The sequence below is a fragment of the Pseudomonas rhodesiae genome (assembly GCF_013285305.1).
Classification (GTDB): domain Bacteria; phylum Pseudomonadota; class Gammaproteobacteria; order Pseudomonadales; family Pseudomonadaceae; genus Aquipseudomonas; species Aquipseudomonas rhodesiae.
Window position 1 is genome coordinate 667006 of sequence record NZ_CP054205.1, and the last position, 13638, is coordinate 680643.

The 13638-nt window shown below is 61.3% G+C and carries 13 protein-coding genes; 1 reads left to right on the plus strand and 12 read right to left on the minus strand.

Going from position 1 to position 13638, the window contains the following annotated elements:
• Positions 1-41: 41 nt before the first annotated feature.
• The 3 genes from HRH33_RS02880 to HRH33_RS02890 are packed head-to-tail and all read right to left on the minus strand — an operon-like array spanning position 42 to position 2163.
• Entirely contained in the window at positions 42-797 is a 756-nt protein-coding gene (locus tag HRH33_RS02880; protein WP_167416740.1) for a fimbrial biogenesis chaperone, read from the minus strand.
• A 6-nt stretch (positions 798-803) separates the two neighbouring features.
• Positions 804-1580: a fimbrial biogenesis chaperone gene (locus HRH33_RS02885; protein ID WP_167416741.1), complete on the minus strand. Its 777-nt coding sequence runs from the start codon at positions 1578-1580 to the stop codon at positions 804-806.
• Positions 1581-1584: 4 nt separating this feature from the next.
• Positions 1585-2163, minus strand: coding sequence for a fimbrial protein (locus HRH33_RS02890; RefSeq protein ID WP_167416742.1), 579 nt, complete (start codon positions 2161-2163; stop codon positions 1585-1587).
• 350 nt (positions 2164-2513) lie between these two features.
• Here HRH33_RS02890 and HRH33_RS02895 point away from each other — a divergent pair, with 350 nt between their 5' ends.
• Positions 2514-3176, plus strand: a complete 663-nt coding sequence (locus HRH33_RS02895; RefSeq protein WP_123479604.1) for a response regulator — start codon at positions 2514-2516, stop codon at positions 3174-3176.
• Positions 3177-3193: 17 nt separating this feature from the next.
• On the opposite strand, the gene HRH33_RS02900 is transcribed toward HRH33_RS02895, so the two are convergent.
• The 9 genes from HRH33_RS02900 to argS all read right to left on the minus strand — a co-directional run bounded on the left by HRH33_RS02900 (position 3194) and on the right by argS (position 13529).
• The gene (locus tag HRH33_RS02900; protein WP_034136571.1) at positions 3194-3814 is read right to left on the minus strand and encodes a TetR/AcrR family transcriptional regulator; all 621 of its coding nucleotides are present in this window, start codon (positions 3812-3814) and stop codon (positions 3194-3196) included.
• 27 nt (positions 3815-3841) lie between these two features.
• Complete coding sequence (gene phaC, locus HRH33_RS02905) at positions 3842-5524, minus strand: class II poly(R)-hydroxyalkanoic acid synthase (protein ID WP_167416743.1); 1683 nt, start codon at positions 5522-5524, stop codon at positions 3842-3844.
• Positions 5525-5612: 88 nt separating this feature from the next.
• Positions 5613-6458 carry a poly(3-hydroxyalkanoate) depolymerase gene (gene phaZ, locus HRH33_RS02910; protein ID WP_034136573.1) on the minus strand — a complete coding sequence of 282 codons (846 nt, stop codon included), beginning with the start codon at positions 6456-6458 and terminating at the stop codon, positions 5613-5615.
• Between the two features lie 84 nt (positions 6459-6542).
• Positions 6543-8222, minus strand: coding sequence for a class II poly(R)-hydroxyalkanoic acid synthase (phaC, locus tag HRH33_RS02915; protein ID WP_167416744.1), 1680 nt, complete (start codon positions 8220-8222; stop codon positions 6543-6545).
• 249 nt (positions 8223-8471) lie between these two features.
• Positions 8472-8849, minus strand: coding sequence for a gamma-butyrobetaine hydroxylase family protein (locus HRH33_RS02920; protein WP_034095501.1), 378 nt, complete (start codon positions 8847-8849; stop codon positions 8472-8474).
• Between the two features lie 79 nt (positions 8850-8928).
• Entirely contained in the window at positions 8929-10266 is a 1338-nt protein-coding gene (gene hslU / locus HRH33_RS02925; protein ID WP_034136575.1) for an ATP-dependent protease ATPase subunit HslU, read from the minus strand.
• A gap of 38 nt (positions 10267-10304) precedes the next feature.
• Positions 10305-10835: an ATP-dependent protease subunit HslV gene (gene hslV, locus HRH33_RS02930; protein WP_003171209.1), complete on the minus strand. Its 531-nt coding sequence runs from the start codon at positions 10833-10835 to the stop codon at positions 10305-10307.
• 254 nt (positions 10836-11089) lie between these two features.
• Positions 11090-11791: an SPOR domain-containing protein gene (locus HRH33_RS02935; RefSeq protein WP_034136576.1), complete on the minus strand. Its 702-nt coding sequence runs from the start codon at positions 11789-11791 to the stop codon at positions 11090-11092.
• A gap of 1 nt (position 11792) precedes the next feature.
• On the minus strand, positions 11793-13529 hold the full coding sequence (argS, locus tag HRH33_RS02940) for an arginine--tRNA ligase (RefSeq protein ID WP_034095504.1): 1737 nt from the start codon (positions 13527-13529) through the stop codon (positions 11793-11795).
• Between the last annotated feature and the right edge of the window lie 109 nt (positions 13530-13638).

The window sequence follows — 13638 nt, forward strand, 5'->3', positions numbered from 1 at the left end:
TTCCAAAAACAGGTGTTGCTCGGCTCCCGGCATAGGGAGGGTCATGGGGCGACCTTGGCGTTGTGGAGGACCTTCACCCCGAAATCGTCCAGCGTCTGGAATTCCACGCTGGCCGTAGCTCCAGGCGGCGCTTTGAGGTCGGGCAGATCGAAGCGGGTGCGAGCGCCGGGCATCACCATATTGCCGGCCCCGGAGGCAGCGGCTTGGCGCCCATGGCGTTGTCCGGCGACTTGCACCTCGACGCGCTCGAAGGTCACCAGGTAAGGGGTCGGGTTGAACACTTCCACCGCCTCGCCGTAGGCGCTCGACACGCGGCGCCACTGCAACTTGGCGGGCGCGGCCTCGGCGCCGTGGGGCAGGCCCGGGGGACGCAGGATCAGCTTGATCCGTGTGCGAAACGCCAGTTGCAGCTGGTTACTGGGCTGGACGCCTCGCGCCTGCGCCGACACCTCCAGCACGTTGAACCAAAACAGGCTCTCCTGCGCTGGCGGCAACCCTTCGCCGGTGTAAGCCACGCGTACGACCTGCTGTTTACCCGGCTCCATGCGAAAGATCGGCGGCGTGACCACGAACGGGATGTCGGCCAGTTCCGGCGTCGAATGTTCGTCGCCGTTGTCGAGCCAGGTCTGGATCAGCACCGGTACTTGGTTCCTGCTTTCAAGCCTGACGGTGACTTCCTTGTGGGGCTGCGGATAGATGATCCGTGTGCTGCTGATCACCACGCTCGCCTGCGCCGATAGCGCGACGACCATGGCGCATAGGGCTGCCAGGGTGTGTCGAATCGAAAGAGTGGACATGGGCGGTCATCCACCAGACGTGTGGCTGAGGCCCGCCACATGGCGCACGCGGGCGCCGAAGTCGCTGATGCTGGTGAACTCGACCTGAGCGGCGCCGTGCGGACGCTGCTGCAGGGTCGGCAGCACAAAGCGTTTTACGTCGCCGGCGGGCAGCAGCAGGCTGTCGTCGGCCGCTTGGCTCGGTGCCTTGCTGAAGCGCTTGCCGGCGCTGAGCAACATCACCGGGCCGAGCGATACGTGATACGGCGTCGGGTTGGTGACTTGCAGGGCAAACCCAAGTTCATGGGGGACCAGCGTCCATTGCAGTTTCGAGGCCGCGCGCTCCACCGGATAGGGCAGAGCCGATGGGCGCAGGAATACCCGCAGGCGGGTACGGAACGACAGTTGGATCTGATTGTTCTGCGCGGCATCCACGGCACGCGGCGGCACTTCAAGCACATTCAGCCAGAACAACCGTTCACGCGCCTCGGTCAGCGGCTCACCGGTATAGCGCAGGCGCAGGGCCTGTTGCTGGCCCGGCTCGATGCGGAAGATAGGCGGCGACACGCTGATCGGCGTGTGTACGGTGGCCGGCGTCGAGTGTCGATCACCGCTGTCCAGCCAGGTTTGCACCAGCGCCGGGCGGTTGCCACGGTTCTCCAGACGCACGACTACTTCCTGCTGTTCGGCCGGGTAGACCACTCGCGTGCCGTGGATGATCACGCCGGCCTCGCTGGCTGACGTCCACCACGACAACAGGCTGAAGGCCCAGGTGACCAGCACCCGTTGGGTTTGGCTGCTCATGGCGTTACTCGGCGTACTCGATCATAAAACCGACCCGCGTGTTGACCTTGCCCTCGGTGGCCGGTCCGCTCGCATACAGTTGTGCCGCCAGGGGGATGATTGCCTGGTTATCGGCGATCACCACGCTCTCGGATTTTTCGCTGTAGACATTGATCGGCGAGCCGCTACGGCTGGTGACTTCGACCTGCACATTCTTGGCGTTGGTGGTGTCGGCCGGGTCGTCATGACCATCGATGTTCAGGCGTCCGGTGGCCACGTCGATGGCGGGGCTGGTCGGGTCGAACGCGACCATGGCGATGCGCCCGTTGGTGCAACTGCCTTCTCCGGGCGCGCCAATGCGAATGGTAAAACCGGTCAGGTTTGCGCGGCTGCCAGCGGTGGCCAGGCGCGCTGCCGAGACGCCACCCAGGTTGACGTCTTTGACCACCGCGCCACTGCCCGGCGCCGCACCTTCAACCGTGCAGGTCACATCGGTGACCAGCCCGCTGAAATTGATCACACCGTCGACGGCGAACGCAGCGTGGGGGAGTGCGGCGGCCAAGGCCATTAGGGCTGCGACGGGGGAGAGAATATTGACGTTCATGGTATTTCCAGGGGTGATTGATCGATAAGGGGCCTCAGTGGATGTGGATAATTTGTATCTAAAAGTTAATGCGCTCTATAGCGAAGCCACGACTTTTAGTTCGAGATAGTTCGAAACGGTGCTGTTTTAATTATGGTTTTTTGCAAGTCTTGTTCGAACTGTGAAAGTTGCTGTAAGCGCTGTCCGTCAGCGGCTTCTGTAGGGCGTATCGATATGCGTTGTGCGGCGATATTGAACCCTGTGTAGGCCTGGGCTATACCGGGCTGGTAATAAGGGTGGATTGTGTAGACCGTTGCGTTACTTATGCGGGTGTCTGTATGCCTACTTCAACTAGTCATGCGTATACCGTCATGTTGTTGGATGACCACGAAATGGTTCGGCAAGGTATTGAGCTGGGCCTGAGTGGAGCGTCCGATATCAAGGTGATCGGTTCTTTTGCCACCGGTCGGCAATTGCTAGACGCACTTGCCCGGCAATCGGCGGATGTCGTGGTGATGGACTTCATTCTGGCACCGGCGGAAATCGATGGTCTCAGCCTGCTGCAGGCGCTGAACCGTCGTTTCAGCCAGTGTCGACCATTAATTGTGTGTTCCCACTACACGCCTGCGACGGTATCGCTGTCGTTGAAAGCCGGATGCTGGGGCATCCTCGGTAAAACCCAGAACTTGACCGAGTTGATCAGCGCCATTCGAACCGTCGCCCAAGGAAGGATTTATTTGCAGCCCTGCATGGTGCCGGCATTGCAGGGCACGCAATCGGTGTGGGAGACCATCAGCCAAAAAAACACCACGGATTTTGCATCGCCATTACGCTTGAATGCCTGTCTTAGCCCTAAAGAACAGGAAGTACTGCGCTGTTTTCTGGATGGCATGTCGGTGAATTCGATTGCCGCCAAGTTCTCGCGCAGCGCCAGTACCATCAGCACGCAAAAACAATCGGCTTATCGCAAGTTGGGAATCAGGAACGACAGTGAGTTGTTCAAGTTCACTCAGCAATTCGGCGCGCTGGGCTGACCTTCCACAGATCGGCGTTAAATAGGATCGTCCAGATAACGCAACGCCAGACGCTCTGTAGCCTGGCGCGCTGGCGCTAACAAATGCGGCGCCACCAGCATCATGATCTGGTAAACGACCACCCGCACCTCGCCCTCGCGATCGAGAATGCGCTGGTAATCCAGGGAAAACAGCAGGGTGAGGGTGATCTGCTCCACCAACTGCCCCAGCGCCTGGGTATCGCTGACCAACTGCCCGGCCGCCTTCAAGCGTGCCAGCAGTGACGCCAGGGTGCGCTTGAGCGCCGTAAGCAGGTTGCGAATGCCCTTGGCCAGCTTGGGCAGGCGCCCGGCCAGGTTTGACAGGTCCTGGAATAGGAAGCGGTAGTGGGCCATGCGCTCAATGATCAGGTGCAGGAACAGCCAGTAGTCCTGGGGTTCCAGTTGCGCGTCCGCCGGTGGGTCGAGCAATGGCGCCAGTTCATTCTGAAAGCGCTCGAACAACCCCAGCACCAAGGGTTCCTTGCCATGGAAGTGGTAGTAGAGGTTGCCGGGGCTGATCCCCATTTCATTGGCCACCTCCATGGTCGACACGTTCGGTTCGCCCTTGTGGTTGAACAACTGCAGGGCGCATTCAAGGATACGGTCGCGGGTCTTCATCCAGTCTTCTTAATCTGATCGTTGAGCTCAGCGCACCCGCACATAGGTGCCCGGCGCCGCTTCCATCGGTGGGTAATTCTGGTTGCCCAGGGCGGTCAAGGTGTCGCGCTGCACGCCCGAGCGTTGCTGGATCCATGCCAGCCATTGCGGCCACCAACTGCCTTCGACATGGTTGGCGTCGTAGTACCAGGCGCGAGGGTCGCTGCTTAGCTTGGGATTCTCGACGTAATTGGCCTTGGGGTTGCCAGGCGGGTTGAGGATGCTCTGGATATGCCCACTGTTGGACAGTACGAAGCGCCGCTCGCCACCCAGCAGTTGAGTGGAGCGATACACCGCATCCCACGGCGTGATGTGGTCGTTGATGCCGGCCACGCTGAAGCTGTCCACCGTGACCTTTTGCAAGTCGATCGGCGTGCCGCACACCTCCAGGCCGCCGGGATGGCTCAGTGGGTTGTGCTTGAAAAAATCCAGCAGGTCGCCGTGCAAGGCGGCGGGCAGGCGCGTGTTGTCGTTGTTCCAATACAGAATGTCGAACGCCGGCGGTTCCTTGCCCAGCAGGTAATTGTTGATCCAGTAGTTCCAGATCAGGTCGTTGGGGCGCATCCAGGCAAACACCTTGGCCATGTCGCGGCCGTCCAGCACACCTTGTTGGTAGGACCGACGTTTGGCCGCTTCCAACGTTTGCTCATCGGCGAACAGGGTGGCGGGGCTGTCGATCTGGCTGTCCAGCAGGCTCACCAGGTAGCTGGCGCTGGAGATGCGGCGCAGCTGGCGCTTGGCTTGCAGATGGCCTTGCAGCGCGGCGATGGTCAGGCCGCCGGCGCAGGCGCCCATCAGGTTGACCTCCCGCGCGCCGGTAATGGCCCGGCACACGTTGAGCGCTTCTTCCAACGCCGCCACGTAGGTGGACAGGCCCCACTCGCGATGCCGCACATCCGGGTTGCGCCAACTGACCATAAAGGTCTGCAGGCCGTTTTTGAGCGCGTATTGCACGAAGCTGTTGGCCGGGCTCAGGTCGAAGATGTAGTACTTGTTGATTTGCGGCGGCACCACGAGCAGCGGCCTGGCGTACTGTTTCTCGCTCATGGGTTTGTACTGGATCAACTCCAGCAGCTCGTTGCGAAACACCACCGAGCCGGGCGTGGTGGCCAAGGTTTTACCCACTTCAAATGCCTGTTTGCTCACTTGGCGCGGCAGGCCATTGTTGTGCAGCAAATCGTCGAACAGGTTGCTCACCCCGCGCACCACGCTATTACCCCCGGAGTTGAGCAGCTCCTTGACGGCCAAGGGGTTGAGCAAGGTGTTGGAGGGCGACACCGCATCGTTGAACAGCGACAAGGCAAAGTGCGCCCGGGCCCGGTCGTCGTCGCTCAGGGTGCTGTCGTCGATCCAGTGGCGGGTCTGTTTCTGCCAGCTCAGATACGCCTGAAGACTGCGCCGATAAAGTGGGTTGAGCTGCCAGGTGGGGTCGACGAAACGGCTGTCGCGGGGGTTGGGCTCATGCACGGTCTCGCCCAGCAGAACGCGACCCAGTTGCCCACCCAGGGCCAGGGCGTGACGGGCGGTATGCACCGGGTTACGCAAACCGTGGGCGGCCACGCTGCGCAGGGTCGACAGCAGGTCGCGGCCCCTCAGGCCGGTGATCGCATTTTGCGCATTGATGAACGCGGCGGGGGTGGGCGCCGGGTTCGTCACGGGTCTTTCTCGCATGAGCCAACACTCCTTCGTCTAGCCATCAACAGGCACGCCAATTCAGAACCATAGTCGGTTCCTGGCAAGTTGCGCGGCGGTGTGGTCCTTACACCGCGGGGCGTGGGTGAATCACTGCGCGCAGGCGTTCCTCCTCCAGGAATTTCATGATGATCGGCGCCACGGCTTCGGCCCGGGTGATCAAAAACAAGTGGCCATCATCGATGATGTGCAACTGCGCGTTGGGGATGCGCCAGGCGAGCATGCGCATATTGACCAGCGGGATCAGTGGGTCATCGTCGCCGGCCAATACCAGGGTGGGTTGGCGGATCTTGTGCAGCCAATGGATGCTGGTCCAGCCAAGCCCCGCGAACAACTGCCAGTAGTAGCCGAGCTTGCCGGCCGAACGCACTTTGCTGGCATGTTCGGCGGCCAGCTTCGAATCGCGACGGAACGAGCCGCCGTAGATCATCGGTGCAATGCGTACCACATGGGACGGTTGGATGTAGCGGCGCGGGCTCGCCATCAGCCACAGCACTTTCGGCTTGCCCGGCACCATCACCGCGCCCGCCGCCGTCGCCGCCAGGATCAGCTTCTTGCAGCGCTCCGGGTAGTCATAGGCGAACTGCTGCGCCAGCGCGCCGCCCCAGGACACGCCGACGGCATTCACCTGGCCGTAGTCCAGGTAATCGAGCATGCGCGCGGTGAGCTTGGCCAGACCAGGGAAGCGGTACGGCCGGCTGGGCGTCGAGGAACCGCCCACTCCCGGTACGTCGAAAGCAATCACCTCAAGGTCCGGGTCCAGAGCCTGCACGAACGGAAACACCAGCTCCAGGTTGGCGCCGATGCCGTTGAAGATCAGCAACGGCGTCAAGTGAGGCTTGCCCGGACGTACCGCCGTGCGGATGGTCTGGCCATCCAGGTCGATGGTACGGAAGATGAACGGTTGCGGCATTGGGGAACCCTTAGGGTTAGAGGGGCAGCTTCAAGCTACAAGCCTTAAGCTGAACTCAATCGGCTTGAGGCTTGTAGCTTGCCGCTAGCGTTCATGCACATAGGTACCTGGCGCCGCTTCGGCTGCGGCGTACGTCTTGTTGCCTAATAGCGTCGGCGCCTTCTTCAGCTTGCCCGCCCGCTCGGCCTGCCACGCTTGCCAGTGCAGCCACCAGGAATCGGTGTGCTTGGTGGCGTTTTCCTGCCATTGCAGGGCGGTGCTCGCCAGGCCGTCGCTGGTCTGGTAGCGCGCCTTGGGGTTGCCCGGCGGGTTGAGGATGCTCTGGATATGCCCGCTGCTGGACAACACGAATTCCACGTTGCCGCCAAACAACTGCGCCGACTTGTAGCAGGACTGCCAGGGGGTGATGTGGTCGTTGGTGCCGGCCAGGGCATAGATATCGGCGGTCACTTGCTTGAGGTCGATCGGCGTGCCGCACACTTCCAGAGCGTTGGGGCGAACCAGCGGGTTGTTCTTGAACAGTTCGATCAGGTCGCCGTGGAATGCCGCGGGTAAACGCGTGGTGTCGTTGTTCCAGAACAGGATGTCGAACACCGGCGGTTCGTTGCCCAGCAGGTAGTTGTTGACCCAGTAGTTCCAGATCAGGTCATTGGGACGCATCCAGGCGAACACCTTGGCCATGTCGCGACCTTCCAACACACCGGCCTGGTAGGAGTGGCGCTTGGCCGCTTCCAGCGTCTGCTCGTCGACGAACAGCGCCACCTGGGTGTCGAGGGTGGTGTCGAGCACGCTCACCATCAGGGTCAGGGCGTTGACCTTTTTCTCGCCCAGCGCCGCGTAATGGCCCAGCAGCGCCGTGCAGGTGATACCACCGGAGCAGGCGCCGAGCATATTGATGTCTTTGCTGCCGGTGATCGCGGTGACCACATCGACCGCTTCCTTGAGCGCCTCGATATAGGTCGACAGGCCCCACTCGCGCTGGGCCTTGGTCGGGTTGCGCCAACTGATGATGAACGTTTGCTGGCCGTTGCGCAGGCAGAAACGCGCCAGGCTTTTATCCGGGCTCAAGTCGAATACATAGAATTTGTTGATCTGCGGCGGCACCACCAAAAGAGGGCGTTCATGCACTTGTTCGGTGATCGGTTTGTACTGGATCAACTCCAGCACATCGTTGCGAAACACCACCGCGCCTTCGGAGGTGCCCAGGCTCTTGCCCACTTCAAAGGCGCCCATGTTGACCTGGCTCGGCATGCCGCCGTTGTGCACCATATCCTTGGCCAGGTGGGACAGGCCATCGAGCAGGCTTTTGCCGCCGGTTTCGAAGAAGCGTTTGACCGCCGCCGGGTTGGCCGCGCTGTTGGTGGGGGCCATGGCTTCGGTCATCAGATTGATCACGAAGTGGCCGCGGCTGATGTCCTGGTCCGACAGGTTACTGTCGCCGATCCAGTCGTGCAGTTCCTTGCGCCACGCCAGGTAGGTTTGCAGGTAACGTTTGTAGAGCGGGTTCTGGCTCCAGGCCGGGTCGTGGAAGCGACGGTCATCGCTTTCCGGCGCCAGCGCCGATTTGCCGAACATGACGTTTTTCAGTTCCACCCCGAAATGGGCGACATGCTTGACGCTGTGCAACGGTTGCTTGATGGCTTGGGTCAGCACCATCTTCGCCGAGGCCAATAAATCCTTTTTGCGTAACGCGATGATCGGGTTCAACCCCAGGGTGTTCTCCGAGGCCTGGCGTTTCAAGTCATCGTTGTTCTTGTTACTCATCTACGACGCTCCATTGTCCGAAAGACGAGTACCGGCTACCGCTGCGCACCAAGTTTCGATACACAACACAAGCCAGGTACTGCGACTCGGGTGACCGTTGATACCGCATCGTCAAATGCAGGGAACTTGCCAGTTCCATTGGTTACCCGAGTTTAATTTTTTTCGCAAGCAGGCCAATCATTGGCCACGCGACAGGGCATTCAAGCAGATGAAATTAGAAAATGCTCTCTAAAGAGCAAGACGCCTGACTTAGAGCATCAGGCGTACGACCGACTCACTCGGGTCGCGGGTTTTACCGGCGGCCTTGAGTTCGGCGAGGTAGTCGGCCCACAACGTTTCCTGACGCACGGCCAATTGGTAGAGGTAGTCCCAGGTGAACAGCCCGCTGTCATGACCGTCGTCGAAGGTCAATTTCAGTGCGTACTGGCCGGCCGGCTCGATCTTGGTCAGCCGAACATTCAGCTTGCCGAATTGCAGGATGGGTTTGCCGTGGCCCTGGACCTCGGCGGAAGGCGAGTGCACCCGCAGGAACTCGGCGGGCAGCTGGTAGACCTCATCGGGCCCGTAAGTGAGGCCGAGGGTGTTGGAGGTTTTGTGCAAATTAACAGCGGTGGGGAATTTCGGCATTGGGGACCCCTTGGGCTGCGAGCTACAAGCCGCGAGTTGAATGTGCTCAACGTGCGGCTTGTAGCTTACAGCTTGCGGCTTACAGAATGTACCGCGACAAGTCTTCGTTCTGCGCCAATTCGCCCAAGTGGCTGTTGACGTAGTCGGCATCGATCTTGATTGCTTCGCCATTCTGCGCACCGGCCATGTCGCCGGCGCTGAAGGACACTTCCTCAAGCAGGCGTTCAAGCAGTGTATGCAGGCGACGAGCACCGATGTTCTCGGTCTTCTCGTTGACCTGCCAGGCGATTTCCGCCAGGCGCTTGATGCCGTCCGCCTGGAACTCGATGCCCAGCCCTTCGGTTTTCAGCAGCTCACGGTATTGCTCGGTGAGCGAGGCATGCGGCTCGCTGAGGATGCGTTCGAAGTCGCCCGGTGTCAGCGCCTTGAGTTCCACGCGAATCGGCAAACGGCCCTGCAGCTCCGGCACCAGATCGCTTGGCTTGCTCAGGTGGAATGCACCGGAAGCAATGAACAGGATATGGTCGGTCTTGACCATGCCCAGCTTGGTGTTGACGGTGCAGCCTTCGATCAGCGGCAGCAGGTCGCGCTGCACGCCTTCACGGGAGACATCGACGCCGCCGGAGTTACCGCGCTTGGCCACCTTGTCGATCTCGTCGATAAACACAATGCCGTGCTGCTCGACCGCTTCGAGGGCCTTGGCCTTGAGTTCTTCCTCATTCACCAGGCGCCCGGCTTCTTCGTCGCGCACCAGCTTGAGCGCTTCCTTGACCTTGAGCTTGCGGCTTTTCTTCTTGCCCTTGCCCATGTTGGCGAACAGGTTCTGCAACTGGCTGGTCATTTCTTCCATGCCAGGCGGCGCGGAGATGTCGACGCCGGACACTTCGGCCACTTCGATTTCGATTTCCTTGTCGTCCAACTGGCCTTCGCGCAGGCGCTTGCGGAACAGTTGGCGCGTGTTGGAATCCGAAGCCGGTGCGGCGTCTTCGTTGAAGCCCATGCGCGCCGGTGGCAGCAGGGCGTCGAGGATACGTTCCTCGGCGGCGTCTTCGGCGCGGTGGCTGACCTTGGTCATTTCCTGTTCGCGCAGCATCTTCAGCGCAGCGTCGGCCAGATCGCGAATGATCGACTCGACGTCACGGCCTACATAACCCACTTCGGTGAACTTGGTGGCTTCGACCTTAATGAACGGGGCATTGGCCAGTTTGGCCAGGCGCCGGGCGATTTCGGTTTTACCCACGCCGGTCGGGCCGATCATCAGGATGTTCTTGGGCGTTACTTCAACGCGCAGTTCTTCTGGCAGTTGCATGCGGCGCCAGCGGTTACGCAGCGCGATGGCAACGGCGCGTTTGGCATCGTCCTGGCCGATGATATGGCGGTTGAGTTCATGGACGATTTCACGGGGAGTCATGGACATAATGTGTGGCGGCCCTCAAGCGCGAATAAGCCTGCGGCTTACTCGGCGAGGTCCTGCTCCTCAATGGTCTGGTTGTGGTTGGTGAACACGCAGATATCGCCGGCGATACCCAGGGCGGTCTCGACGATTTCCCGCGCCGACAGGTCGGTTTTCTTCAGCAGCGCACTGGCTGCGGCCTGGGCGTAGCCGCCGCCGGAGCCCATGGCAATCAGGCCATGTTCGGGCTCAACCACATCGCCATTACCGGTGATGATCAAGGAGGCGTCTTTGTTGGCGACGGCCAGCATGGCTTCCAGGCGGCTGAGGGAGCGGTCGGTGCGCCATTCTTTGGCCAGCTCGACGGCGGCACGCACGAGGTGGCCCTGGTGTTTTTCCAGTTGGCCTTCGAAACGTTCAAAGAGGGTGAATGCATCGGCAGTGGCACCGGCGAAACCGGCGAGTACCTGGCCGTGGTACAGGCGACGCACTTTTTTCGCGTTGCCTTTCATCACGGTATTACCCAGGGAAACCTGGCCGTCGCCGCCCATGACGACTTTGCCGTGGCGACGTACTGAAACGATGGTGGTCAAGGGGAGAGTCTCCACGCAGCGGGGCGAAAATGCCCTGATGGAAACTCATATGGGGGTGGCGGGGGGGATTTCAACCATGGGGGGTGATGGCGGACGAGTGGTGCTCAAGGGTCCGACACACATTCCAGAGCCCGGCAATACCAAGTGTGGGAGGGGGCTTGCCCCCGATGACGGTGCATCAGTAACAGATGTACTGGCTGACACACTGCATCGGGGGCAAGCCCCCACCCACACTGTTTGGTGCTGATTCTGGGTCAGCGGCTCTGGCGCTGTTGTAACAACAGGTTGCTAAACCCGGCCCCGGCCAATTGCTTCTGCGCCACGGTCAGCTGTTCGCGGTTGCTGAATGGCCCCACCAACACGCGATACCAGGTGGCATCCTTCACCGTGCCGGACTCGACTGTCACCGTCTGGCCCAGCAGGATAATCTGCGCACGCACGCGGTCGGCGTCCGCTTGTTTGGGAAACGAGCCTGCCTGCAGGAAGAACTTGGTCACCGGTGCGGCCTTGGTTTCCGCCACTGGCGGTGCCGGCGGCGGGGTGATGCCGGCCAGTGCCGCCTGGGCTCGTGCGGTATCGATCTTGGCGGCTTCGGCCGGGGTGACCGGCGTGGTCGGCACTTGCGGCGTCGGCAGGGTTTTCTCCGGCACAGCGTCAGGCGGCACGATCACTTCCGATTCCGGCAACAGCGTGTAGAAGTCGTATTTCGGCTTCACCGGCGCCGTAGGGCTTGGTGTGGTCTTGTTGGCTTCAGCGATCTTCGAGGCTTTCTGCTGCTCTTGTTTGACCCGTTTGACGTCGTCGCCCTGGCCTGGGTCCAGCTTCATCAGAAACACGATAAACGCACCGACCGTAAGGCCGATGGCCATCCACAACCAGCCCGGGATCGGCTTCTTCGCCGGGGCCTGGTAGCGGCTGGCGCCGCGCTTGGGTGCAGGTTTTTTCTTGGCAGCCAACTTACATACGCTCCAGAGTTTCCAGGCCCAACAGTTCCAGGCCTTGCTTGAGGGTCCGTCCAGCCAGTGCGGCGAGGCGCAGGCGACTCTGCTTGTGGGCTTCGTCGTCGGCGGTGAGGATCGGGCAGTTCTCGTAGAAACTGGAGAACAACCCGGCCACTTCGTACAAATAGGTGCACAGGATATGCGGCGTGCCTTTTTCGCCGACACTGTTCAGCACTTCGCCGAATTGCGCCAGCTTGGCGGCCAGGTCCTGTTCATGGGGGGCGTCCAGCACGATCTGGCCTTCGACTTGGCTGAAGTCCTTGCCCAGTTTGCGGAACACGCCGGCCACGCGGGTGTAGGCGTACAGCAGGTACGGCGCCGTATTGCCTTCGAAGTTGAGCATCAGCTCGAAGTTGAAGCTGTAGTCGCTGGTGCGGTGCTTGGACAGGTCGGCGTATTTCACCGCGCCGATCCCCACCACGCGGGCGATGTTGCGCAAGTCGGCTTCGGCCAGCTCCGGGTTCTTTTCCTTCACCAGGTTATAGGCACGGTCCTGGGCTTCGTTGAGCAGGTCGATCAGCTTGACGGTGCCGCCGTCGCGGGTTTTGAACGGGCGGCCGTCGGCGCCGTTCATGGTGCCGAAGCCCATGTGTTCCATATGCATCGGGTGGGTGACGAAACCGGCGCGACGCGCCACTTCGAACACCTGCTGGAAGTGCAGGGCCTGGCGCTGGTCGACGAAGTACAGTGCACGGTCCGCCTTGAGCACGCCACTGCGGTAGCGTACCGCCGCGAGGTCGGTGGTGGCGTACAGATAGCCGCCATCGGCCTTGACGATGATCACCGGCAGCGGCTCGCCGTCGGCGGTCTTGAATTCTTCGAGGAACACGCACTGCGCGCCGTTGCTTTCCACCAGCAGGCCCTTGGCCTTAAGGTCGTTGACCACATTGATCAGGTCGTCGTTGTAGGCGCTTTCGCCCATCACGTCGGCCATGGTCAGTTTGACGTTGAGCAGGGTGTAGATCTGCTGGCAGTGGGCCAGGGAGATATCGCGGAAGCGGTTCCACAGCGCCAGGCATTCTTCGTCGCCGGCCTGCAGCTTGACCACCAGGCCACGGGCGCGGTCGGCAAACTCTTCGGATTCGTCGAAGCGCTTCTTGGCGGCGCGGTAGAAGTTCTCCAGGTCCGACAGCTCATTGCTGGTGATCGGGTTTTCCTGCAGGTATGCCATCAGCATGCCGAACTGGGTGCCCCAGTCGCCCACGTGGTTCTGGCGGATCACGGTGTCGCCGAGGAATTCCAGCACCCGTGCCACGCCGTCGCCAATGATGGTCGAGCGCAAGTGGCCGACGTGCATCTCTTTGGCCAGGTTGGGCGCCGACAGGTCGATGACCACGCGCTGGTTGTCGCCGGCCTTGCGCACGCCGATGCGGGCATCGGCCAGCGCGGCGTCCAGGCGCGAGGCCAGGGCCTGGGTGTTCTGGAAAATATTGATAAAGCCCGGGCCGGCGATTTCGGCCTTGCTCACCTGCGGGTCGGCCGGCAGGGCGGCGATGATTTTTTCCGCCAGGTCGCGCGGCTTCATGCCGGCCGGCTTGGCCAGCATCATCGCGATATTGCTGGCGAAGTCGCCGTGGGTCTTGTCACGGGTGTTCTCCACCTGAATCGCCGGCGTCAGGCCTTCAGGCAACACACCTTCGTTGACGAGTTGGGTGAGGGCTTGTTGGATCAGCTGGCGAATGGTGTCTTTCATGGTGTTCTCTTTCGACCGCAAGCGGCGGCGCGCGATGCGCAGGTGGAAAAACTGGGCATTATCCGTGGCGGGGGCGGGCTTGCCAACCTTCGCGGGACCTGTGGCCAGG